The sequence below is a fragment of the Selenomonas sp. genome (genome assembly GCF_057272215.1).
Genome location: NZ_DBHIUY010000003.1, coordinates 64,000 through 85,275 on the forward strand (window position 1 = coordinate 64,000; position 21,276 = coordinate 85,275).

Annotated in this window: 20 protein-coding genes; all 20 read left to right on the top strand. The window is 56.3% G+C overall.

Annotated features, from left to right (window positions below; translation table 11 throughout):
• Positions 1-3: 3 nt before the first annotated feature.
• A complete protein-coding gene (fabK, locus tag ACO5Z0_RS03500; RefSeq protein WP_442676647.1) occupies positions 4-951 on the top strand; it encodes an enoyl-[acyl-carrier-protein] reductase FabK in 948 nt (315 codons plus the stop codon).
• Positions 952-1,077: 126 nt separating this feature from the next.
• Entirely contained in the window at positions 1,078-2,022 is a 945-nt protein-coding gene (gene fabD / locus ACO5Z0_RS03505; RefSeq protein WP_485649234.1) for an ACP S-malonyltransferase, read from the top strand.
• A gap of 1 nt (position 2,023) precedes the next feature.
• Positions 2,024-2,767, top strand: a complete 744-nt coding sequence (gene fabG, locus ACO5Z0_RS03510) for a 3-oxoacyl-[acyl-carrier-protein] reductase (protein ID WP_442673118.1) — start codon at positions 2,024-2,026, stop codon at positions 2,765-2,767.
• Positions 2,768-2,840: 73 nt separating this feature from the next.
• Positions 2,841-3,086, top strand: a complete 246-nt coding sequence (locus ACO5Z0_RS03515; protein ID WP_006191257.1) for an acyl carrier protein — start codon at positions 2,841-2,843, stop codon at positions 3,084-3,086.
• A gap of 127 nt (positions 3,087-3,213) precedes the next feature.
• Positions 3,214-4,158 (top strand): NAD(P)H-dependent flavin oxidoreductase, encoded by a 945-nt coding sequence (locus ACO5Z0_RS03520; protein WP_485649235.1) that lies wholly within the window; start codon positions 3,214-3,216, stop codon positions 4,156-4,158.
• A gap of 64 nt (positions 4,159-4,222) precedes the next feature.
• Complete coding sequence (gene fabF, locus ACO5Z0_RS03525) at positions 4,223-5,467, top strand: beta-ketoacyl-ACP synthase II (protein ID WP_485649236.1); 1,245 nt, start codon at positions 4,223-4,225, stop codon at positions 5,465-5,467.
• Positions 5,464-6,192, top strand: a complete 729-nt coding sequence (rnc, locus tag ACO5Z0_RS03530) for a ribonuclease III (RefSeq protein ID WP_442673115.1) — start codon at positions 5,464-5,466, stop codon at positions 6,190-6,192. Before fabF ends, rnc begins: the two co-directional genes overlap by 4 nt.
• A gap of 452 nt (positions 6,193-6,644) precedes the next feature.
• Positions 6,645-7,259 carry a MotA/TolQ/ExbB proton channel family protein gene (locus tag ACO5Z0_RS03535; protein ID WP_485649237.1) on the top strand — a complete coding sequence of 205 codons (615 nt, stop codon included), beginning with the start codon at positions 6,645-6,647 and terminating at the stop codon, positions 7,257-7,259.
• On the top strand, positions 7,256-7,660 hold the full coding sequence (locus ACO5Z0_RS03540) for an ExbD/TolR family protein (protein ID WP_442673354.1): 405 nt from the start codon (positions 7,256-7,258) through the stop codon (positions 7,658-7,660). The genes ACO5Z0_RS03535 and ACO5Z0_RS03540 overlap by 4 nt, the downstream gene beginning before the upstream one ends.
• Positions 7,661-7,679: 19 nt before the next feature.
• Entirely contained in the window at positions 7,680-8,501 is an 822-nt protein-coding gene (locus ACO5Z0_RS03545; RefSeq protein WP_485649238.1) for a TonB family protein, read from the top strand.
• Between the two features lie 160 nt (positions 8,502-8,661).
• On the top strand, positions 8,662-9,177 hold the full coding sequence (locus ACO5Z0_RS03550) for a flavodoxin family protein (protein WP_442673352.1): 516 nt from the start codon (positions 8,662-8,664) through the stop codon (positions 9,175-9,177).
• A gap of 11 nt (positions 9,178-9,188) precedes the next feature.
• Positions 9,189-10,814, top strand: coding sequence for a heme anaerobic degradation radical SAM methyltransferase ChuW/HutW (gene hutW, locus ACO5Z0_RS03555; RefSeq protein WP_485649239.1), 1,626 nt, complete (start codon positions 9,189-9,191; stop codon positions 10,812-10,814).
• 221 nt (positions 10,815-11,035) lie between these two features.
• Positions 11,036-12,199, top strand: coding sequence for an efflux RND transporter periplasmic adaptor subunit (locus ACO5Z0_RS03560; protein ID WP_485649240.1), 1,164 nt, complete (start codon positions 11,036-11,038; stop codon positions 12,197-12,199).
• Between the two features lie 18 nt (positions 12,200-12,217).
• Positions 12,218-15,415: an efflux RND transporter permease subunit gene (locus ACO5Z0_RS03565; RefSeq protein ID WP_485649241.1), complete on the top strand. Its 3,198-nt coding sequence runs from the start codon at positions 12,218-12,220 to the stop codon at positions 15,413-15,415.
• Positions 15,416-15,710: 295 nt separating this feature from the next.
• Positions 15,711-16,355: an amino acid ABC transporter permease gene (locus ACO5Z0_RS03570; RefSeq protein ID WP_485649242.1), complete on the top strand. Its 645-nt coding sequence runs from the start codon at positions 15,711-15,713 to the stop codon at positions 16,353-16,355.
• The gene (locus ACO5Z0_RS03575; RefSeq protein WP_485649243.1) at positions 16,336-17,112 is read left to right on the top strand and encodes an amino acid ABC transporter ATP-binding protein; all 777 of its coding nucleotides are present in this window, start codon (positions 16,336-16,338) and stop codon (positions 17,110-17,112) included. Before ACO5Z0_RS03570 ends, ACO5Z0_RS03575 begins: the two co-directional genes overlap by 20 nt.
• A 19-nt stretch (positions 17,113-17,131) precedes the next feature.
• Positions 17,132-18,322 carry an N-acetylmuramoyl-L-alanine amidase gene (locus ACO5Z0_RS03580; protein WP_485649244.1) on the top strand — a complete coding sequence of 397 codons (1,191 nt, stop codon included), beginning with the start codon at positions 17,132-17,134 and terminating at the stop codon, positions 18,320-18,322.
• Between the two features lie 201 nt (positions 18,323-18,523).
• A complete protein-coding gene (locus ACO5Z0_RS03585; RefSeq protein WP_485649245.1) occupies positions 18,524-19,597 on the top strand; it encodes a hypothetical protein in 1,074 nt (357 codons plus the stop codon).
• Positions 19,597-20,580 carry a hypothetical protein gene (locus ACO5Z0_RS03590; protein WP_485649246.1) on the top strand — a complete coding sequence of 328 codons (984 nt, stop codon included), beginning with the start codon at positions 19,597-19,599 and terminating at the stop codon, positions 20,578-20,580. Before ACO5Z0_RS03585 ends, ACO5Z0_RS03590 begins: the two co-directional genes overlap by 1 nt.
• Positions 20,570-21,253 (top strand): glycosyltransferase family protein, encoded by a 684-nt coding sequence (locus tag ACO5Z0_RS03595; protein WP_485649247.1) that lies wholly within the window; start codon positions 20,570-20,572, stop codon positions 21,251-21,253. Before ACO5Z0_RS03590 ends, ACO5Z0_RS03595 begins: the two co-directional genes overlap by 11 nt.
• The last annotated feature ends 23 nt before the right edge of the window (positions 21,254-21,276 follow it).

Below are 21,276 nucleotides of genomic sequence, written 5' to 3' on the forward strand. Positions count from 1 at the left end.
GGGATGTTTGAAGAAAATCGTATTTGTCAGCTGCTGCGGATAAAGTATCCAATCTTCCAGGGGGGCATGGCTTGGATTGGTACGGCAGAGCTTGCTTCTGCCGTCTCGAATGCCGGAGGCCTTGGCATCATTGGCGCGGGTCACATGCCGCCGGATGTTCTGCGTGCGGAGATCCAAAAGTGCAAGGGTTGGACAGAGAGGCCGTTCGGCGTCAACATCATGCTCATGTCGCCCTTCGTCAAGGAGGTCATGCAGGTCGTCGTAGACGAGCGCGTGCCTGTCGTGACGACAGGTGCAGGAAATCCCGGCGAGTACATCCCGGCGCTCAAGGAGATCGGCAGCAAGGTCATTCCGGTCGTCGCTTCCGTTGCTCTTGCCAAGCGTCTCGTCAGAACGGGCGTTGACGCGCTGATTGCCGAGGGTACGGAGTCGGGCGGTCACGTCGGTGAGATCACGACGATGGCGCTTGTGCCGCAGGTCGTTGATGCCGTCGATGTGCCTGTCATCGCAGCGGGCGGCATCGGTGATGCGCGCGGCATGGCGGCGGCGTTCGCCCTCGGCGCGTGGGGCGTGCAGATGGGCACGCGCTTCGTGCTGTCGAAGGAGTGTATCGCGCACGAAAACTACAAAAAATTCGTCTTGAAAGCGCGTGATAGATCGACGGTCGTCACGGGCCGCTCGACGGGGCATCCCGTGCGCGTCCTTGCGAACAAGCTCACGCGTGAGTTTGAGGAGATGGAGCGAAGCGGCGCCTCGACGGAAGAGCTTGACAAGCTCGGCGCGGGCAAGCTCAACCTCGCGACGCACAAGGGCGACGTTGAAAACGGCTCCGTGATGATCGGGCAGATCTCGGGTATGCTCGACGATATCCTGCCCGTCGCAGATATCATACATAACATTGTGGAGGGGCTGCCCGGCGCCGTCAGCGGCGCTGAGGCGCATTGCAAATAAAAGCAAAGAAGAGGTGTTCACGCTAAGGAAGTGCTGCTAAAATAAAGTCGCCCAGATTTGCGCAGATGCGTGAAGTATGGGGGCTGAATGTATCAGCCATTCCTAAATGAAAGAGAGGTCGGTTCGATGAACAAGCTCGCATTCGTATTCCCGGGGCAGGGCGCCCAGCAGGTTGGCATGGGCAAGGATTTTTACGAGAAGTATGATGTGGCGAAGAAGCTGTTTCGTGAGGCGGACGAGGCGCTCGGCTATTCCATCATGGACATGTGCTTCAATGGACCGGAAGGAGATCTGCGCCTGACGGCGAACACGCAGCCGGCGATCCTCACCGTCAGTGTGATTGCAAACGAGATTCTCAAAGAGCATGGGATCCAGCCCGAGATCACGGGAGGTCACAGTCTCGGCGAATACTCGGCGCTCGTCGCTGCCGATGTGCTCGACTTCTCTGACGCCGTGCTCCTCGTCCATAAACGCGGCGCTTTCATGCAGGAAGCCGTTCCGGTCGGTGAAGGCGGCATGGCGGCAATTATGGGACTTGATCGCGAAAAAATCGTCGAGGTCTGCGAGACGGTTTCGGCGGAGGTCGGAGCCGTACAGGCGGTCAACTTCAACTGCCCGGGACAGATCGTCATCGCAGGTACGATGGCGGGCGTCGAGAAGGCGGCAGCTCTCCTGGGCGAGGCAGGCGCGAAGAAGAGCGTGATCCTGCCCGTCAGTGCGCCGTTCCACAGCACGTTGATGGAGCCGGCGGCAAAAAAGCTCGCCGCAGAACTCGACAAGGTCGAGCTTCGTGATGCGAAAATCCCTGTCGTCGCTAATGTGTCGGCAGAGATCGTGACGAAAGCGGCTGATATCAAGGAAAGCCTTGTCAAACAGGCGGCGAGCCCCGTGAAGTGGGAAGACTGCGTTGAGAAGATGAAGGCGTTCGGTGCGGACGTATTCGTTGAGGCAGGACCGGGCAAGACGCTTTGCGGCTTTAATAAGCGCATTGACCGTAAGATCACGAGCATGAACGTCGAAAATCTGGAAACTTTGCAAAAAACGCTTGACTATTTTAAGGAGGTTCGTTAATATGCTTTTAGACGGCAAGACGGCACTTGTGACGGGTGCTTCGCGCGGTATTGGCCGCGCCATCGCTCTGCGCCTTGCAGAGGAGGGGGCGCAGGTCGCTGTCAACTATGCGGGGAATGTCAAAGCCGCCGAAGAGGTAAAGTCTGTCATTGAGGCGGCGGGCGGCAAGGCGATGCTTTGTCAGGCGGATGTCGCAGACAGCAAAGCCGTTGATGCGATGGTGGAAAGCGTCGTTAAGGAATTCGGCACGATTGACATTCTTGTGAACAACGCAGGCATTACGCGCGACACCCTGCTCATGCGGATGAAGGATGAAGACTTTGACAAGGTCTTGGATACGAATCTCAAGGGTGTATACTATTGTACGAAGGTCGTATCGAAACTCATGATGAAGAAGCGCACGGGGCGCATCGTCAATATGGCGTCTGTCGTTGGGCTTGTGGGAAATGTTGGACAGACGAATTATGCGGCGGCGAAAGCGGGCGTCATCGGTTTTTCTAAGGCAGCGGCGCGTGAGATGGCATCGCGCGGCGTCACAGTCAACGTCGTTGCGCCGGGATCGATTGATACGGATATGACGGCTGTGCTGCCGGAAAAAGTGAAGGAAAAGATCATCGCCGACATCCCGCTCGGCAAGATGGGTGAGCCGAAAGATATTGCAAACGCCGTCCTTTTCCTCGTATCAGATCAAGCGTCCTATATCACAGGTCAGGTTGTCAATGTAGACGGCGGTTTGGTCATGTGATATAAATTATAGAGGGAAACATTGAAAAAGACAGTGAGTCCCAAGAAGTGACACCGGAGGGAGGTGAATTGTAGTGGCGACTTTTGATAAAGTGAAAGATATCGTTGTGGAGCAGCTCGGCGTTGAAGCGGATGAGGTTTCCATCGATTCTACTTTTATTGACGATCTGGGAGCGGACTCCTTGGATATCGTTGAGCTCATCATGGCATTTGAAGAGGAATTCGGTATCGAGATTCCGGACGAAGCAGCGGAAAAGATCAAGACCGTTCAGGATGTCGTAACTTACATTGACCAGCACAAAGAAGACGAGGGCAAGTAAATTTCTAGGCTCGTCTTACCATTCCTGAAGAAAATCCCGTGAAGTTTCTTCACGGGATTTTCTTAAGAGGAAGAAATTTCCAAGGGAAACTGATGTATCAGATCTTCCCTCGATTGGAGGAGTGAAGTTGAAGCTTCCAGAGCTGAAAATTGGCGAAAAGATAGCAAAGATCCCCATCATTCAAGGTGGAATGGCCATTCGCCTATCGACGGCAAAGCTGGCTGCTGCGGTGGCCAGTCAGGGGGGCGTCGGCCTCATCGCCGCATCGGGATTGAACGATGATGAACTGCGTTATGAGATACGCTTGGCTCGTTCGTTGACAAAGGGCATCATCGGCATCAACATTATGGTAGCGGCGAGGGAATTCAGCCGAGTTGTAAAGACGGCGATCAGTGAGGGCATCGATCTCGTTGTGGCGGGTGCGGGCTTTTCACGCGATATGTTCGGCTTGGGCAAGGAATCGGGGACGCCGATCGTACCCATTGTCTCCTCTGTTAAACTTGCGAAAATTTCACAGCGTCTTGGCGCCTCGGCGATCGTCGTCGAGGGCAAGGAAGCCGGCGGACATCTCGGCACGGACACTTCCGTGCGAGAGCTGATTCCCGATATCCGCAAGGCTGTGGACATCCCCGTCGTGGCGGCGGGCGGCGTTCTCACGGGTCAGGACATGGTTGATCTCATAAAGATGGGCGCCGACGGCGTGCAGATGGGCTCGCGCTTCGCTGCGAGTGAGGAGTCGAATGCAGCTCCCGCTTTGAAGGAGTTTTATTTGAAGGCGCAGCCCGAGGACATCGTTCTCATCCACAGCCCCGTGGGTTTGCCGGGGCGTGCCGTTCGAAATCCTTTCGCCGAGCGCATCATGAAAGGCAACGTACCGCCCAAACAATGCGACAACTGTCTCAAGGAATGTGCGCACAACTTCTGTATCATTCGTGCGCTCATTCGTGCCGAACAGGGCGATGTAGAGACGGGGCTTGTTTTTTCAGGCGAGTACATTTCCCGCATCAAAGAAATCCTTTCGGTCAAGGAAATTTTCCGCCGATTGACCGCTGAAGTTGCGGCAATCAGTTAAATCTCCTGAGACAGAGGAAGAAGATTCAAATGTTTCATAGGAAAGACAGAGTGAGGTGTCTAGCTTGAGCAATCGTGTAGTCATAACGGGTCTGGGCGCGATTACGCCGATCGGCATTGGCAAAGAGGCGTTTTGGGAAGCGCTTCTTGCCGGAAAAAACGGCATTGGCAAGATCACGCATTTCGATGCATCCGGCTGCAACGCGCAGATCGCAGGCGAAGTCAAGGATTTTGAACCGGGCGCGTACATCGACAAGAAGGAAGCAAAGCGCATGGATCGCTATACGCAGTTCGCCGTCGCAGCGGCGAAGCTTGCCATCGAGGATGCGAAGCTCGACCTTGAAAAAGAGGATAGAGAGCGTATCGGTACGTTCATTGGCGCCGGCATCGGCGGCATCGAAACGATGCACAGCCAGTACGAAAAACTTTTCGACAAGGGACCGTCGAAGATCAGTCCGTTTTTTATCCCGATGATGATTGCGAATATGGCAGCGGGACAAGTCGCCATCACCTACGGTCTGCACGGACCGTCCGCGTGCATTGTGACGGCTTGTGCGACAGGTACGGACTGCATCGGTCACGCTTTTCGCGCCATCGAAATCGGCAAGGCGGACGTCGCTGTTGCCGGCGGCACGGAAGCGAGCATCTCGGAGGCAGCCGTTGCAGGATTCTGCGCGATGAAAGCTCTTTGCGCCGATCACAACGACGATCCGACGCACGCTTCGCGCCCCTTTGATAAGAACCGCAGCGGCTTCGTCATGGGTGAAGGCTCGGGTATCGTTGTATTGGAAAGCCTTGCACATGCCGAGAAGCGCGGTGCGCACATCTACGCCGAGCTTGTCGGCTACGGTGCGAATGCCGACGCCTATCATGTCACAAGCCCTGCGCCGCATGGTGAATATCAGGCGAAGTGCATGGCGCGCGCGATCGAGGATGCAGGACTTACGCCCGCTGACATCGACTATGTAAACGCACACGGCACATCGACGCACATGAACGACAAAGGTGAGACGGAGGCGATCAAGACGACATTCGGCGCGGCGGCGAAGGATATATCCGTCAGCTCCATCAAATCCATGACGGGTCATCTCCTCGGCGCCGCCGGAGGCGTCGAATGCATCGCTACGGCGCTTGCTGTCGAAAATGACATGCTGCCGCCGACGATCAACTACGAAACTCCCGATGAAGGGCTGGATCTTGACTATGTACCGAATAAGGCAAAGGAGAAAAAAGTACGCGCTGCGCTCTCCAACTCCTTTGGTTTCGGAGGACATAATGCCTGCCTCGTATTGAAGAAGTTCCGAGCATGAAAAAGGCGTCGGAAGTTTTGTCAAATAAGCGTCAGGAGGCTCTCTTGGCGCTCTCTGCGCATCTTGGCATTGAGTTTCAGGACATCGTGCTGCTGCATGAAGCGCTCACGCATACTTCCTACGCAAACGAGGCGAAGAACAAAGGCGTGGTGCACAACGAGCGCTTGGAGTTCTTGGGGGATGCGGTTCTGGAATTGGCGACGAGCACATATCTCTTCGAGCGATTTCCCAAGCGTCCGGAAGGTGAACTGACGAAGGCGCGCGCCTCCATCGTTCGCGAAGCGACGCTCTCGCGGCGTGCGGCAGAACTCAAGCTCGGCGAGTATCTGCTGCTCGGTCATGGAGAAGCGTCGATGGGCGGCGGGCATCGTCCGTCCATGCTCGCTGACGCCTTTGAAGCCGTCATCGGCGCGATCTACCTCGACCGCGGCTGGCAGACGGCGTATGAATATGTTTTGAAGCAGCTGCATGATGAACTTCTAACCATCGACAGCGGCGAAAATATGAAGGACTACAAAACGACCTTGCAGGAAGTCGTGCAAAAGCACGTTGATCGTAAGATCGCCTACGAACTTTTGACCGAAACGGGTCCTGATCACGACAAGACCTTCGAATTTGCCGTGCGCATCAACGATGCGGTCTACGGCACAGGCAAGGGTCGCAATAAGAAGGAAGCTGAACAGGGAGCGGCGCGAGAAGCGCTGCGCAAGATGAAGAAGCTTTAAGGAAAAAGTTTACAGATTTGAGATAAAAGAGCTGTGCAAGCGTCTATGCTGACGTATGCACAGCTCTTTTGTCATAAGTTTTATTTATAGCAAAAGAGGAGAGGAAAGGTGTTTATATAGTAATTCACGCACAATAAAATAGGAAAAATTATTCTCAAAAAAAGTATAAAAAGATATTGACAATCCTTATCCTTATTGCTAAAATACAGAGCGTATCATTAACGTTATTTATGATTATGAAGCGTGTTCAATGATGTATACGCTTCATCTTTGGGAAGAGGAGGCAATGGAATATAGATGAAGTAACGAGTGTTTGTTTGTGTGGGATTGGTAGATCTTTTCCGCGCTTATGCCTTTCGCCGGGTATGGCGGAGACACGGGATTTTTGCGCTGTCAGGCGCCGTCCCTAAGGACGGTGGAGATATTCTCAATGTTTAAGGAGTGGTTGACAAATGGAAAACTTTATTCACCTTTTTAACAGCGGCGGTTTCGTTATGTATCCGCTGCTCATCCTCTCGCTGATCACGTTGGCGATCGCAGTCGAGAGATTCTATTATTTCCGCAATAATCGCAAGGGTTCAAAGGCGTTTTTTCACGGCGTTTATCATGCAGCGACGGCGAAGGACTGGGATGTCGTGCGTCAGCTCTGCGAGGAGTTCCCTTCGGCTTTGAGCCGCGTCATTGGGCAGGGCATGGCGCATGACAAGTCGGAAGCGGCGATGAAGAGCGCTTTTGAAGATCGTATGTCGATGGAATCGATCAGCTTCCATCGCTATCTCGACTACCTCAGTGCCATCGTCACGATCGCGCCGCTCCTCGGTCTTCTCGGTACGGTCACGGGCATGATCCAGACGTTCAGCGTGCTGGATAACGGCGGCGGTGCGGCGGCGATCACGGGCGGCGTCGGCGAGGCTCTCGTCGCGACGGCGAGTGGTCTCTGCGTGGCGATCATCGCCTTCTGCTTCTACACATACTTTGATCATCAGCTCGATACGCTTGTCACGGATACGGAACGTCTTTGCTCGACAGTCCTCGGGGCGAAAAAGGAAAGTTGGGATCAGGCATGAACTTCAGCAAACATCGCACAGGAAAAAAGCCGGTATTCATGATCATCCCGATGATCGACATCATCTTCTTCCTGCTCGTATTCTTCATGATGAACAGCTTGCAGACGGTTGCGCAAAAAGCGCTTGCCGTGCAGCTGCCGCAGGCGCAGAGCGCGTCCGCTCCCGCACAGCTGCCGATCATCATGACGCTCGACGAGGAAGGCCACATCACGATCGACAATAAGCCCGTGAGCATCACCGAGTCTGCGACGATTATGAAGCAGCACATGCAGGAGAATGCCAACGCCGCAGTCGTCCTGCAGGCGGACAAGCGTACGGCGCACGGTCAGGTCGTCGCCGTCATGGACATGCTCAAGACGTCGGGAGTGACGCGCTTGTCGATCGCTGCCGAGCAGAAGTGAATGAGGGAAGGAAGAATATATGGAGCAGAACCTTTCATGGAAAAAAGCGTACCTTGCTTCCGCCCTGCTTCACGTCGTAGTCGCTGTGATTTTTGCCATCGGTCTGGCGGAGATCGTCGCGGAGAAGGAACAGCAGACATACGTTGTTGACCTTGCGACTTCGAATTTCAGCCAAGGCAGCGGACATGAAGGCGGGGGCGGCGGCGCAGCTGCGTTTCCTGAGCCGCTGAAGCCGGAAGAAGTGGCAAAGCGTGTGGAGACCGTGCAGCAGACGCAGACCCAGACACAACCGATCCTGCCGGAGCCGACGGCTGTAAAGACGCCGGAGGCGGTGCCGGTTCCGGATGCTGCACCGAGCACATCATCCGCGTCTTCGAGCAGCTCCGCGCCGGCGGCAGCCACCGCAGGCGCAGGAGAAGGTGCAGGCAGCGGTACGGGTACGGGCAGCGGCACAGGCTCGGGCAGCGGCACAGGATCCGGCTCGGGCACAGGGGACGGACATGGCTACGGTGAAGGCTCGGGTGCAGGTCAAGGCTCGGGCGACGGCAACGTTTCGGGAACGGGCACTTCGCCCTTCGATGCGGCAGGCTTCCGCGCGGCGATCGACGCGAATAAGCAGTATCCCTACATGGCGATCAAGCGCCGTTTGGAGGGATCGGTGTCCGTCATCTGCACGATTGATACGAGCGGCAGCATCGTCAGCGTCTCGCTCGGCAGTTCGTCGGGCAGCGACATCCTCGATGATGCGGCGCTTGATGCAGCGCGTGCAGTCGGCAGCTTCCCGAATCCCACGGGGCAGACCGTCACGGTATCGACACCGGTGAACTTCTACTTGAACTGAGCGCAGGCAAACGAAAGCAGTACAACCCGCAGGGGACGGCGAGAGGAAAGATTAGAATATTTTTTTCTCCCGGCCTCTTCCCATTGAGGGATGATGTGTTATAATATGAATATAGATAATACTATATTCATGAATTTTATTCAGAAAAGGAGAGTTTTTTATGCGTACTATTGTTGTGTATTCGTCTCTTACGGGAAACACGAAGAAGGTCGGCGAAGCGATTGCCAGCGGTCTGCCCGCAGGAACGCAGGCGGTTTCCATCAAGGAAGTGCCTGCTGATCTCGCCGACTATGACTGCGTATTCGTGGGCTTCTGGGTTGATCGCGGCACGGCGGATGCGGCGACGGCGGAATTGTTGCCGAAGCTGACGAACAAGCATGTGGCGATCTTCGCGACGCTCGGTGCGAATCCGAAATCGGCTCATGCGGAGGAGAGTCTTGACAAGGCTGCCGAGCTTTTGCCCGAAGGCAAGACGCCTGTCGGCAGGTTCATCTGCCAAGGCGCTGTCGATCCCAAGGTCATCGAGATGATGTATAAGAAATATCCGAAGGGGCATGTCCACGGGCAGTCGCCGGAGCGTGATGCACTCCATGCGCAGGCAGCGACGCATCCGGATGAGGCAGACTTGGCGGCGGCGAAGAAGTTTGCCGAGGAGACGATGGCGAAGATTTCGTGAGGTGAAGCGTGATGGCTTATAAGTTAGAAGAGATGTTTGCCGCCGATACCGAGGAGCAGCGCGAACTGCAATTTGGTCGGGAGACGGATGATCCGTTGACGGAAAGTTTTCCGAGAAAGCGCGTCGTCCATGCGGGGGTGCGCGGTGAGGTTGTGCCGCCTGCCGAGGCACAGGAGACGTGGCGCAGCATCATGAACACGCCCGCGAAAAAAGGCGAGGTGCAGACGGCGTACATTCACATTCCGTTCTGCAAGACGAAGTGTTTGTACTGCGGCTTCTTCCAAAATGCTGCGCAGCAGTCGGCGGAGGATGACTACGTCGAGGCGCTGATCGAGGAGATCGAAGCGGCTGCCGACGCACCGCGTCTCAAGGGCGGTCTCATACACGCCGTATTCATCGGCGGCGGCACGCCGACATCTCTTTCGGCAGAGAACGCCGTGCGCGTCCTCAGTACGCTGCGCCGCGTGCTTCCCTTAGCGAACGATTACGAGCTGACGCTCGAAGGTCGTATCCACGATCTTGTGCCCGAGAAGATTGAGGCGTGGCTCGCGAACGGCGTCAACCGCATCTCGCTCGGCGTGCAGTCCTTCGATACGAAGGTGCGCCAGTCACAGGGCAGACTCGAAACGAGAGAAGAAGTCCTCGAACGGCTCAAGCTCTTGAAGTCATACGAGCAATGCTCAGTCGTGATTGATCTCATCTATGGGCTTCCCGGTCAGTCGATGGAGGTCTGGCAGCAGGATCTTGATGATCTCATCGCCTCAGGCATCGACGGCGCCGACTTCTATCAGCTCAATGTATACGAGGGCAGCGATCTTAATAAGCGCATTTCTGAGGGGAAACTTGCTCCTGCGGCGACGACGAAGGAGCAGGCGAAGATGTTCGCCTTCGCGTACGATTATATGAAGAAGCGCGGCTGGCATCAGCTCAGTATGTGCCATTGGGCGCGCAACAGCCGTGAGCGCAGTCTCTACAATGCGCTCGCGAAACGAGGCGTGCCGATGTTCCCCTTTGGCAGCAGCGCGGGCGGCTTCCTCGGAGGTTATGCCGTCATGCTGCATCGTGTGCTGCAGCCGTACGCGATGCTTGTGGCGAGCAATCAGAAGCCGATCATGGGGCTTGTGAAGCAGTCGAAGATCCAGCCGTTTTCCAACTGTGCAGTCAATATGCTGGAATACGGGCTTATGGATCTTTCACGCCTTGAGGCGATGGATGAGCGTCTTACGGGACTTCGCTGGCTCTATGAACTTTGGGAAAAGCGCGGACTCGTCGCTTTTAACGGCGTACAGTATGCGTTGACCATCGCAGGCAAATTCTGGGAGGTCAACATCGCGCAGACGACGGTTGAGTGCATTCAGTACCTGTTGACGGGGGAGAATGCGATGAGCGTTGAGCGCATCGCGGCGCAGGATAAGAAGCACGGGAACGAAAAGGAGAAAATGCACGGCGTCGGTATGAACGGCGTGCCGTCGATCGAGATGATGCAGCGTATGCAGAAGATGGCGAAAGGCGGTATGCCGTCGCTGCAGGTGCTCAAAGAGTTCGCCAAGGAAGCAGGCATCAAGGGTATGCCGACGATGGAGGATATGATGCGTCTGCAGAAAATGATGGAAGAACGAAAAGTAGAGGAAAAGTGAGTGATGAAGATGGCGGGCGGCAGGGATTTTCCTGTTTGCCTGCCGTTTCTTTTTCTTGACTTTTCGATTTCGTTCATATACTATTGGAAATTATAGGGGCGGTATCGCCTCATTAGAAGATAAGGCAATCAAGCGTCCCGCAGTCTCGAAAAGCAGGCGAGGGGAAAGAAAGGGGCAGAGGAATCTTGGTTTTCCTACAGAAAAAAACAGGCGGCTTTTCTATGCTTTTTGCGGCAGCCGTTCTCTCTTTCGCGCTGCTTTTGAGCGGCTGCGGAGGACAGCAGGGGATGCAGAAGGGTCCGGCGCAGGTCAAAGTCATGAAGGCAATGCAGCAGGATACGCCGATCACGAGCGAGTATGCGGGGCAGATTGCGGGCAAGGACGAGGTCAAGGTGCAGTCGAAAGTCTCAGGCGCCGTCGTCGAGAAGTATGTGAAGGGCGGCGACTTCGTCACAGCGGGGCAGCCGCTCTATCGTATCGACTCGCGTCAGTACGAGTCCGCTGTCTGGCAGGCGCAGGCGGCGCTCGCGCAGACGGAGGCGACGCTGAGCAACGCGCGCGTCGATCTCTCGCGCTATGAGGCGCTCTACGAGGCGGCGGCGATTCCGGAGCAGACGGTGGCGACGCAGCGTGCGAACGTCAGCGCCTATGAGTCGGCGGCTGAGGCGAATGCAGCGCTTCTTCGCCGCGCACAGCAGGATCTTGCCGACACGACGATTTACGCGCCGATGACGGGACAGCTCGCCGTCGACGATGTTGCTGTCGGCACGTTCGTCACGGCGGGCAATACGACGCTCGTGACGGTCGGCACGAACGATCCCGTCTACGCGGCGTTCAGCATCAGTGAGACGGATTACTTGAAGTTCATGGGCGCCGCCATGCGCGGCGCGGGCGCTCCTTCGACACGGGTATCGCTGACGCTCGCAGACGGCACGGCATATCCGATCGACGGACGCATCGTCGAGACGGATCGCGCCTTGAAGGACAATACGGGCACTTTGAAGATCAAGGCGCTCTTCGACAACCCCGGCGGTCTTTTGCTTCCCGGCATGTTCGCACGCGTGAAGATCTCGGGACAGATGGTACCGAACGCCATTCTCGTGCCCGAGCGCGCCGTGCAGCAGCTTCTCGACAAGTCCTTCGTGATGGTCATGGAGGACGGCAAGTCGAAGGCACGCACCGTGACGCTCGGCGACAAGGTGGGCAGCTTCTACATCATCAAGGACGGCGTCTCGGCGAATGATCTCGTCGTCGTCGAAGGTCTGACGAACCTGCAGGAGGGCGTCGAGCTTTCTCCGACAGAGGTCACGGCAGCCGACATGGGCTTCTCGCTCGAAAACGATATGAAGGCATTTGACTCCAGTGTGAGCACGTTGGGCAAATAGGCATAGGAGGGCATAAGCTTGGCAAAGTTTTTTATCCATCGGCCGATTTTTGCCATCGTCATCGCGCTTTTGATCGTCATCTGCGGCGTCATCGCGGGGCTTCAGCTGCCGATCGCGCAGTACCCGCAGATCTCGCCGCCGACGGTCACCGTCGGTACGATGTACACGGGTGCGAGCGCGAGCGTCGTCAATCAGACGGTCGCGCAGATCATTGAAGATCAGGTCAACGGCACGCAGGGCATGGACTACATGAGCTCCAACTCGGACGATACGGGGCGCTACAGTCTGACGGTCACGTTCGAGACCGGATCGGACGGCGACATGGATTCGGTCAAGGTGCAGAACAATGTCGCCGTGGCGACGGCGAGCCTGCCCGACGACGTCAAGACGGTCGGCGTTACGACGAAGAAGGCGTCGAACGACATGGCGATGATGGTCTCCATGTATTCGGATAGCGACCTCTACGACAGCACGTTCCTCAAGAATTATGCGACGATCTATCTTCTTGATAAGATCAAGCGCGTGCATGGCGTCGGCGACGTCCAGATCTTCGGCTCGGATTATTCGATGCGCGTCTGGCTCAATCCGGATAAGCTCGCCGAGCTCGGCTTGACGGTCTCTGATGTCGCAGCTGCGATCAAGGAGCAGAACATGCAGGCGCCGGCGGGTACGATCGGTGCGATGCCCGTGCCCGAGATGCAGGAAAAGCAGGCGACGGGCAAGATCAACGGCCGTCTCGTGACGCCCGAGCAGTTCGGCAATATCATCGTGCGCGCTTCGGGTGACGGCAGCTTCGTGCGCCTCAAGGATGTCGCGCGTGTGGAGACGGGCGCGAAAACGAACAGCATCATCGCCAAGGCGAACGGACATCCGGCGCTTGCTATGGGCGTCCAGCTCACGAGCGACGCCAATGCCATGCAGACGGTCGCTGCCGTCAAACAGGTCATCGACGAAGCAAGGCCGAACTTCCCGCCCGAGATGCGCTGCGATACGATCGTCGATAGTACGAACTACATTCGTGAGTCTATCACGGAGGTCGTGCACACCTTCGTCGAGGCGCTTCTCCTCGTCGTGCTCGTCATCTTCCTCTTTTTGCAGAGCTGGCGTGCGACGCTGATTCCTCTTCTCGCTGTGCCCGTATCTTTGATCGGCACGTTCATCGCCTTCATCGCGCTTGATTTCAGCATCAACACATTGACGCTCTTCGCGATGGTTCTCGCCATCGGTCTCGTCGTCGACGACGCCATCGTCGTCATCGAAAATGTCGAGCATCACATGAGCGAGGGTTTGAGTGTTGTCGATGCGACGGAGCGTGCGATGGACGAGGTGCAGGGACCTGTCGTGGCGATCGCTTTCGTGCTCGCCGCTGTGTTCGTGCCTGTTGCTTTCCTCGGCGGCATGATGGGCGTGCTCTACAAGCAGTTTGCTTTGACCATCGCCATCTCTATGGCGATTTCGGCATTTGTCGCCCTGTCCTTGACGCCGGCTCTTTGCGCTTTGATCTTGAAGCCGCACGCGAAGGATAAGGCGGACAAGAAGGGCATTCTCGACCGCTTCTTTGCCGGTTTCAATAGATGGTTTGACAAGACGAAGAGCGGCTACTTGGGCATTGTCGCCAAGATGATTCGCAAGTCGCGTTTCGCCATTCTCTTCATGGTGCTCGTCTGCGCTCTTACGGCGATCGTCTACAAGAACATGCCGTCGACCTTCGTGCCCGATGAGGATCAAGGCTTTTACATCGTTTCCGTAAGTCTGCCGCCCGGCACGTCGACCAACGTCACGCAGGAGAGCATGGACAAAGTGCAGGCTTCTCTCAAGGAACTGCCCGGCGTCGATATGGTCATGGCCATCAACGGTTTCGATATCCTGTCCTTCGGCGCGAAGTCGAGCGCGGGCACGATTTTCGTCGGACTGGATCCGTGGAGTGAGCGCACGACGATCGAGACAAATATCAACATGCTCATCGGCAAGACCTTCGGCATCGGTGCGAAGGTCGCGCCTGAGGCACAGGTGATCGCGTTCAACATGCCGGCGCTGCCGGGACTCGGCATGGTCGGCGGCTGGACGATGCAGCTGCAGGATATGTCGGGGCATACGGATGAAGAGCTTGATACGATCACAAAGCAGCTCGTGCAGGCGATGAACCAGCGTCCCGAGCTGCAGGGTGTGCGGACGACGTACAGCGTCAACTCGCCGATTTACGACTTCGAGATCGACCGCGAGAAGGTCAAGCAGCTCGGCGTGCAGATGAGCGACGTGTTCACAGCACTGCAGGTCAACTTCGGCGGCTATCAGGTCAATGACTTCAACCAGTTCGGCCGCACTTACAAGGTCATGATGCAGGCGGATATGCCGTATCGCTCGGAGGTTGAGGCGACGCGCTTCATCTTCGTCAGGTCGAGCGCGGGCACGATGGTGCCGCTTGACACGCTCTTGAAGCCGAAGCGCGGCACGGGCGCACCGATCATCTCGCGCTTCAACTCGGCGCGTGCCGTGCAGATCCAAGGCAACGCCGCCTCGGGCTACAGCTCGGGCGACGCGATGCGTGCGGCGGAAGAGGTCGTATCTGAAGTGGCTCCTGCAGGATTCAACGTCGAGTGGTCGGGTCAGAGCCGCGAGGAAAAGACGGCGGGAAGTTCGACGCTTCGTGTGCTCGCCTTGTGCTTTGTATTCGTATTCCTTTGCCTCGCGGCTCTCTACGAGAGCTGGAGCGTGCCGTTTGCCGTGCTTTTGACGGTGCCGACAGGTATCTTGGGCGCGCTTCTTTCCGAGTATGTGCTCGGCATGGGCGGCATGATCCTGTTCCACCACATGAATGCAGGGCTGCAGGACAGCATCTACATGCAGATCGGCATCATCATGATCATCGGTCTGGCGGCGAAGAACGCGATCCTCATCGTCGAGTTTGCGAAGGTGCGCGTCGATCGGGGCATGGAGCCGGTCAAGGCGGCGATCGAGGCAGCGGGGTTGCGCCTTCGCCCGATCCTCATGACGAGCTTCGCGTTCATCATCGGCTGCCTGCCGCTTGCCGTTGCAACAGGCGCGGGCGCTTCTGCGAGAAACGGCATGGGCGTCGCCGTCGTCGGCGGTATGCTCTTTGCGACGATTCTCGGCGTGTTTTTGATCCCTGTGTTCTACGTCATCGTGGAATGGATTTCTGCAAAACTCGGCACGCTCAAGCAGGCGAAGAAGAAGACGCCGCTCGATTATATGTGATAGTGTTGGAAGATGCAGCTGCACTTCCGAAAAAAGAAGCCGTCCTGCGGGGCGGCTTCTTTTCGTGTATCGGTTACGACAATCATCCCATCTGCCTCTCAGAGTATGGTATATTTTGGCGTATGTGTGCGGGTCGTTCTTCATGCGGACGGACAACGGTTTGTCTGTTTTCCTATGCTGCATATCTATTTTCTCTTAAAAATATGGGCGAAAGGGAAAATTTGTGATAAGATAGAAGGGCAATCGTCGGAGCGGTACATGGATGCGATGCTCCGGGAAATGAGGAGAGGAATCTATGGAAAATATTTTGGGGACAGCGCTCTTGATGCTCGAAGGTGCACAAATCACTTTGGAAATCTTTTGTGTGACGCTTCTTTTGTCGCTTCCCCTCGGTCTTGCCGTCGCGCTTTGCCGCATATCGAACCTCGGACCGCTGCGTCACTTGATGGAGTTTTATATCTGGATCATGCGCGGCACGCCGCTGATGCTTCAGCTTCTCTTCGTCTACTTCGCCTTGCCGATGATCGGCATACGTCTGCCCGACATCGCGGCGGCACTTCTCGCCTTCACGCTCAACTATGCGGCGTATTTTGCGGAGATTTTCCGCGCGGGTATTCAGTCGATCGGGCGCGGACAGTACGAGGCGGCGAAGTCGCTCGGCATGACGTATACGCAGACGATGCGGCGCATCATCGTGCCGCAGATGATTCGCCATGTGCTGCCGCCTGTGAGCAACGAGACGATCAATCTCGTCAAGGATACATCTCTCATTTATATCTTGGCGATGAACGATCTTTTGCGCGTGGCGCGTACGATCGTACAGCGTGAGTTCGATATGACGCCGTTCTTTGTGGCGGCGGTCTTTTATCTCGCGATGACGTTCGTTTTGACATGGGGATTCAAAAAATTGGAGGCGTACTATGGCAAGTACGAGGAATGAGCCGGCGATCCGTATGCACGGCATCCATAAGAGCTTTGGTACGAACGAGGTCTTGCGCGGCATCGACATTGAGGCGAGGCGGGGCGAGACGCTTTCGATCATCGGGCCGTCGGGTTCAGGAAAATCGACGTTGCTTCGCTGTATCAACCGTCTCGAAGAGATCGATAAAGGGTCGATCGAGGTCGATGGAGACTTTCTTGCTTTAGAAAATGAGGCGGGGCATACGGAGTATGCTTCAAGCGAGAAGAGTCGTATGCTTCTCTTGAAAATGGGTATGGTGTTTCAGCAATTCAACCTTTTTCCACACATGACGGTGCTTGAAAATCTTTTGGAAGCGCCGATGCAGGTCAAGGGCATGAGGCGCGAGGCGATCGTGCCGACGGCGGAGGAGCTTCTTAGAAAAGTCGGGCTTTACGATAAGCGCGACGCGTATCCAACGCGGCTTTCGGGCGGGCAGCAGCAGCGCGTCGCCATCGCACGCGCCTTGGCGATGCGGCCTGCGATCATGCTTTTTGATGAGCCGACGTCGGCGCTTGATCCCGAGCTTACGGGCGAGGTCTTGAAAACGATGCGTGAACTGGCGACGGAGCACATGACGATGGTCGTCGTCACGCATGAGATGGCGTTTGCCCGTGAGGTGTCGCAGCAGGTGGTGTTCATGGCGGACGGTACGATTGTGGAGCAGGGAAAGCCCGACGCGCTTTTCCAACACCCGCAGGAAGAGCGTACGCAGGCGTTTTTGCGCAACATGCTTTGAGGTTACGGGAGGGGTTCGCATGAACGTGTTGTTTCGTCGTCTGGTCTTTTTTGCTCTGCTGCTGGGTGTGATTTTTCCTGCTTTTTTTGCTTTTCACACGGCAAAAGCGGCGCCTCTTGCCGAGATCAAGAATGTGCGCGTCCACGCAGATAAGGATAAGGTGCGCATTGTCGTCGATGCAGATGGTGAAGTCGATTACCGCTCGATGACGTTGACTGCGCCGGGACGCGTCGTCGTCGATCTTTTGGGTGCGCGTCTTTCACCGTCGGTGACGAAGAGTCAGGAGATCAAGAGCCGCTTTGCGACGAAGGTGCGCTTGGGGCAGTTTGACAAGAGCACGGTGCGCGTCGTTGTGGAAACGGAGATATATAAGAACCGCAGCAATTACGATGTGTTTTCTTTGGAGGGCGGCGCTGTGCCATACCGCGTGGTCATGGATTTCGGCAATCTGTCGGGCGGCGCGGCTTCTTCCGGCAGCGCTTCTTCGGGCGGCTCGAACATCGACTTCGGTCATGGGACGCGCTCGACAGATGAAGAGGACAGCTCCACAGACTCTGCGGATACATCTTCTTCGGATGCGGAAAACGCCGTTTTGCCGCCTCGCTCGAAAAGCGAGGGCAGCGCTCTGCCCGGCGTCAGCGGCAAGCGCATCGTCATTGACCCCGGTCACGGCGGCAGCGATACGGGCGCCATCGGACCGACGGGTGTGACGGAGAAGAGCATCGCGCTTCGTATATCGAGAAGGCTCAAGGTGTTGTTGGAAGAGCAGGGGGCGGAGGTCATCCTGACGCGCACGGCAGATACAGAGGTTTCCCCTAAGAAAGTGAACGCTACGGATGTCGAGGAGCTGCAGGCGCGCTGCGATATAGCGAACCAAAATAATGCGGACATCTTCCTCAGCATACATCTCGATGCGTTCTCAGGTCCTGAGGCGCACGGCACGACGGGCTATTACTATGAGAGCGGCTCGGCAGACAGCAAGCGGCTTGCCGATGCAGTCAAGCGAAATGTGCTGCGTCGGATCGGCACGCTGGATCGCGGCACGAAGCCCTGCACATTTTATGTCTGCCGCCATACGAATATGCCGGCGACGCTTCTGGAGACGGCGTTTCTTTCGAACCCGCGCGAGGAACAAATGATGAATTCGGACGATGGTGTGGAAAAGGCGGCGCAGGGTATTGCCGCAGGCATCGCTGAGTATTTCGACTAGAAGCTCTCTGAGAAAACTGCACGCACAAACGTCCACTTTGTGGACATAGTGCGCCGCCCTTAGAGAAACTTAGCCAATCGGTCTGCGCCCTTCGGCTTGACCTCTTGGGGCTTCATGCTAAAAATAAAGGAAGCGCGGATCCTTGAAGACGGGCGGCTGCATTTATCCGTGCTTGCTACAGGGACAGAAAGGAAGGACGTCATGGAAAATAAGGCAGAGTTTGATGGGATATTGGCAGGGGAAGCGGAGCGCAAGGCGCGGTTTTATCGCCGCGCTTTGCCCGAACATCGAACGCTCAAAGCAGCTCTGGGATGCCTTTCCCGCGAAGAGCTTGATGATATGGCGTACAACCTCTGCCTTGAGGGAACGGATGATTTGACCTTACCGGAACTCATTGATCTGCTTCTGCCGTCTGCCGTGCAGTTCGCCGAGCGCTGGCTGCCGTCAGTGTTTGAGGAGCAGTATCAGGCATTTCGGCATATTTTTGAAAAGGAAGGGCTTGCTGACGACTTCCGCGAGGATGACAAGCGCATCGACTATCTTTGCGGTCTCGGCGTCATGGCGGTCGGCGCGGATGCGGGAAAGCTCTACTGGTATATGCCTGAGGAGATCGCGGAGGTCTTCAAGCGTCTGGATTCTGCCGCTTATGAGGATGCCGCACGGCTCAATACAGAGATCATGCGCTTGGCGACAGGGCTGCTCTTTTACTATGGCTTTCTTGATTACGATAGGCTCTTTACCCTGGTCAACGGCTATTTGGAGGAGGGACAGCGCCTGGATTTTGCCGCGTTTATGGGCGTGATGCTCAACGGCTCGTGTTGGTGCAAGGAAGTCGTCGGCACGGAGCGCGGCATGTGCTATCATACGCTTTTGAGTGCGCCGTGGCTTGAGAGGGAGCAGAAGGAAAAAGAAAATCTGCCCTTTGCCGAGATTCCCTACGGCAAAGTGTATGATGCGGGGGAAGAAGGCTATATCGAGGCGACGATCGCGTACAAGCAGCTGGCGCAGTTCTTCATGGCGAAGTTCTCGATGGAGGTTCTGCAGGCGGCGGAGACCGTCGGCAAGATCCTCATGTTGTTCCAAAACGGCGGCAGTATGAAGGATGTCGCGGCGTTCCTAGAAACGCTGGGCAAGCTTTCCGAAGAGACGGATGAAGAGGAGCTGACGACGCGCGTCATCGAGCTGCACGCGACGACGCGCCTGTGGCGGCTCAAGGGACATACGCCGCGTGAACTCAAGGGAAATGCGCGCGAGATGGCGCGTAAGATGCACTGATGGCGACGGATGAAGAGCGGGATGAGCTATTGGCGTATGACGGCGGACTGCTGCGGTTTTTGCGTCCGACGCGTTCGCCGCTTCGCGTGCTTGTCGTGGAAAGCCTTGCCTATTTGCCGAAACTGCGCGAGATGCTGCCCGAAGCGCTGCTTTTTGCTGTGACGGCGGAGCCGGAGCGCACCGAAGCGCCCGACCTGCAGGGATTGGATGTAGCGTGGTCTTTTCTCGACTACCGAGAGACGCCGCTTCCTTTTGCGCGAGAAACCTTTGACTTCATTATTGCTGATCGCTGTTTGGAGACGGCGGGCAATCCGCAGGATATTGCCGCAGGATTCGGGCTGTTTTTGCAGCCGACGGGCCGCCTTTTGACGAGCTTTTTGAACGTGCGCCATTGGAGTGTCCTTGAGGATTTGCGCGAAGGCCATTTTTATGCGATTGTGCGCCGTATCTTTGCACGTTTGGAGATGGAAACGCTGCTTGCGGCTTCCTTTTATAAGGAAGTTTCTTTTCTGCCCGTGCTGTGCGAAGCGCCTGCAAATGTGCTTGCGCGGCTTGAATCAGCAGGTTTTGAGAATCAAGAACGCGACTTGGAAGTGAAGTTTTGGCTTTGCTCGGCGCGGCGCACATCGGATGAAGTAGCGCCGCTGAAGGAATGCTTTACGCCCGCTGTGCGCCGCCGTCTTGTGACATTCTTGCGCCGCTTGGAGTATGGCATTGAATCGGAGAAAAATGCGGCGGCTCTTTGGCAGATGTATCGCGCGGAAGGAATTTTCCCCGAGTATTTGCTGGATTTTGCCGCGCAGACCATCGTGCATCAGGCAAGGCTTGTCGATGTACTGCTGCGAACGGCGGAGCCGTCGTTGGCGGTGGAGATCGCTGAGACGGCGCGGCGGAAGTTTTCCGAGTGTGAAGTGCAGGCGCTCGTCCGAGCATTTGCGGCAAAGACGATGGGGCAGGAAGGGGAAGCGGAAGATGAGCGATGAAAAAGCGATCGCGTTCATCACTTGTGTCAACGATGAAGCGTGGTACGCCGAATGTCTGCTCTATCTGCGCCATCTGCGCCTGCCCGAAGGCTTTCGTGCGGACTATATTGCCGTGCGCGGCGCGTCGTCCATGACGGCGGGGTACAATGAAGGCATGGCGAGGAGTGCGGCGCGTTACAAGGTTTACCTGCATCAAGATACTTTGCTCGTCTACAGGGATTTTCCGCAGGCGATGCTCGATATTTTTGCAGACGAGAGCATCGGCGTCCTTGGCGTCATCGGCTGCCGTTCACTGCCGAGAAGCGGTGTGTGGTGGGACGGGCTTCGCTGTTATGGGCGCGTACTCCATGCGTGCGAGGCAGAGAGCATCGTCGATACGCACCTCAAAGAGCCGGATGGCAGTTGGGTCGAGGTTGAGGCGGCGGACGGACTTTTGCTTGCGACGCAGTATGATGTGCCTTGGCGTGAAGATCTCTTCACGGGGTGGCATTTCTACGATACGTCGCAGTGCCGCGAGTTTTCCCGCCTCGGATTCAAGACGGTCGTGCCGAATCAAGAGGCGGGCTTTTGGTGCATTCATTGTCCCGTGGAAAAGTCGCTCGCCAAAAGTTACAAAGAGTATCAAAAGATTTTTCTCAAGGAGTACGGGAAGGAACTTCACCCGGAAGTGTAGATTACATTTGTTGGAGCGTGTGC

Coding starts and splice junctions, on each gene's coding strand:
- fabK (WP_442676647.1), top strand. CDS start 4: ATGTTTGAAGAAAATCGTATTTGTCAGCTGCTGCGGATAAAGTATCCA.
- fabD (WP_485649234.1), top strand. CDS start 1,078: ATGAACAAGCTCGCATTCGTATTCCCGGGGCAGGGCGCCCAGCAGGTT.
- fabG (WP_442673118.1), top strand. CDS start 2,024: ATGCTTTTAGACGGCAAGACGGCACTTGTGACGGGTGCTTCGCGCGGT.
- rnc (WP_442673115.1), top strand. CDS start 5,464: ATGAAAAAGGCGTCGGAAGTTTTGTCAAATAAGCGTCAGGAGGCTCTC.
- ACO5Z0_RS03535 (WP_485649237.1), top strand. CDS start 6,645: ATGGAAAACTTTATTCACCTTTTTAACAGCGGCGGTTTCGTTATGTAT.
- ACO5Z0_RS03540 (WP_442673354.1), top strand. CDS start 7,256: ATGAACTTCAGCAAACATCGCACAGGAAAAAAGCCGGTATTCATGATC.
- ACO5Z0_RS03545 (WP_485649238.1), top strand. CDS start 7,680: ATGGAGCAGAACCTTTCATGGAAAAAAGCGTACCTTGCTTCCGCCCTG.
- ACO5Z0_RS03550 (WP_442673352.1), top strand. CDS start 8,662: ATGCGTACTATTGTTGTGTATTCGTCTCTTACGGGAAACACGAAGAAG.
- hutW (WP_485649239.1), top strand. CDS start 9,189: ATGGCTTATAAGTTAGAAGAGATGTTTGCCGCCGATACCGAGGAGCAG.
- ACO5Z0_RS03560 (WP_485649240.1), top strand. CDS start 11,036: ATGCTTTTTGCGGCAGCCGTTCTCTCTTTCGCGCTGCTTTTGAGCGGC.
- ACO5Z0_RS03570 (WP_485649242.1), top strand. CDS start 15,711: ATGGAAAATATTTTGGGGACAGCGCTCTTGATGCTCGAAGGTGCACAA.
- ACO5Z0_RS03575 (WP_485649243.1), top strand. CDS start 16,336: ATGGCAAGTACGAGGAATGAGCCGGCGATCCGTATGCACGGCATCCAT.
- ACO5Z0_RS03580 (WP_485649244.1), top strand. CDS start 17,132: ATGAACGTGTTGTTTCGTCGTCTGGTCTTTTTTGCTCTGCTGCTGGGT.
- ACO5Z0_RS03585 (WP_485649245.1), top strand. CDS start 18,524: ATGGAAAATAAGGCAGAGTTTGATGGGATATTGGCAGGGGAAGCGGAG.
- ACO5Z0_RS03590 (WP_485649246.1), top strand. CDS start 19,597: ATGGCGACGGATGAAGAGCGGGATGAGCTATTGGCGTATGACGGCGGA.
- ACO5Z0_RS03595 (WP_485649247.1), top strand. CDS start 20,570: ATGAGCGATGAAAAAGCGATCGCGTTCATCACTTGTGTCAACGATGAA.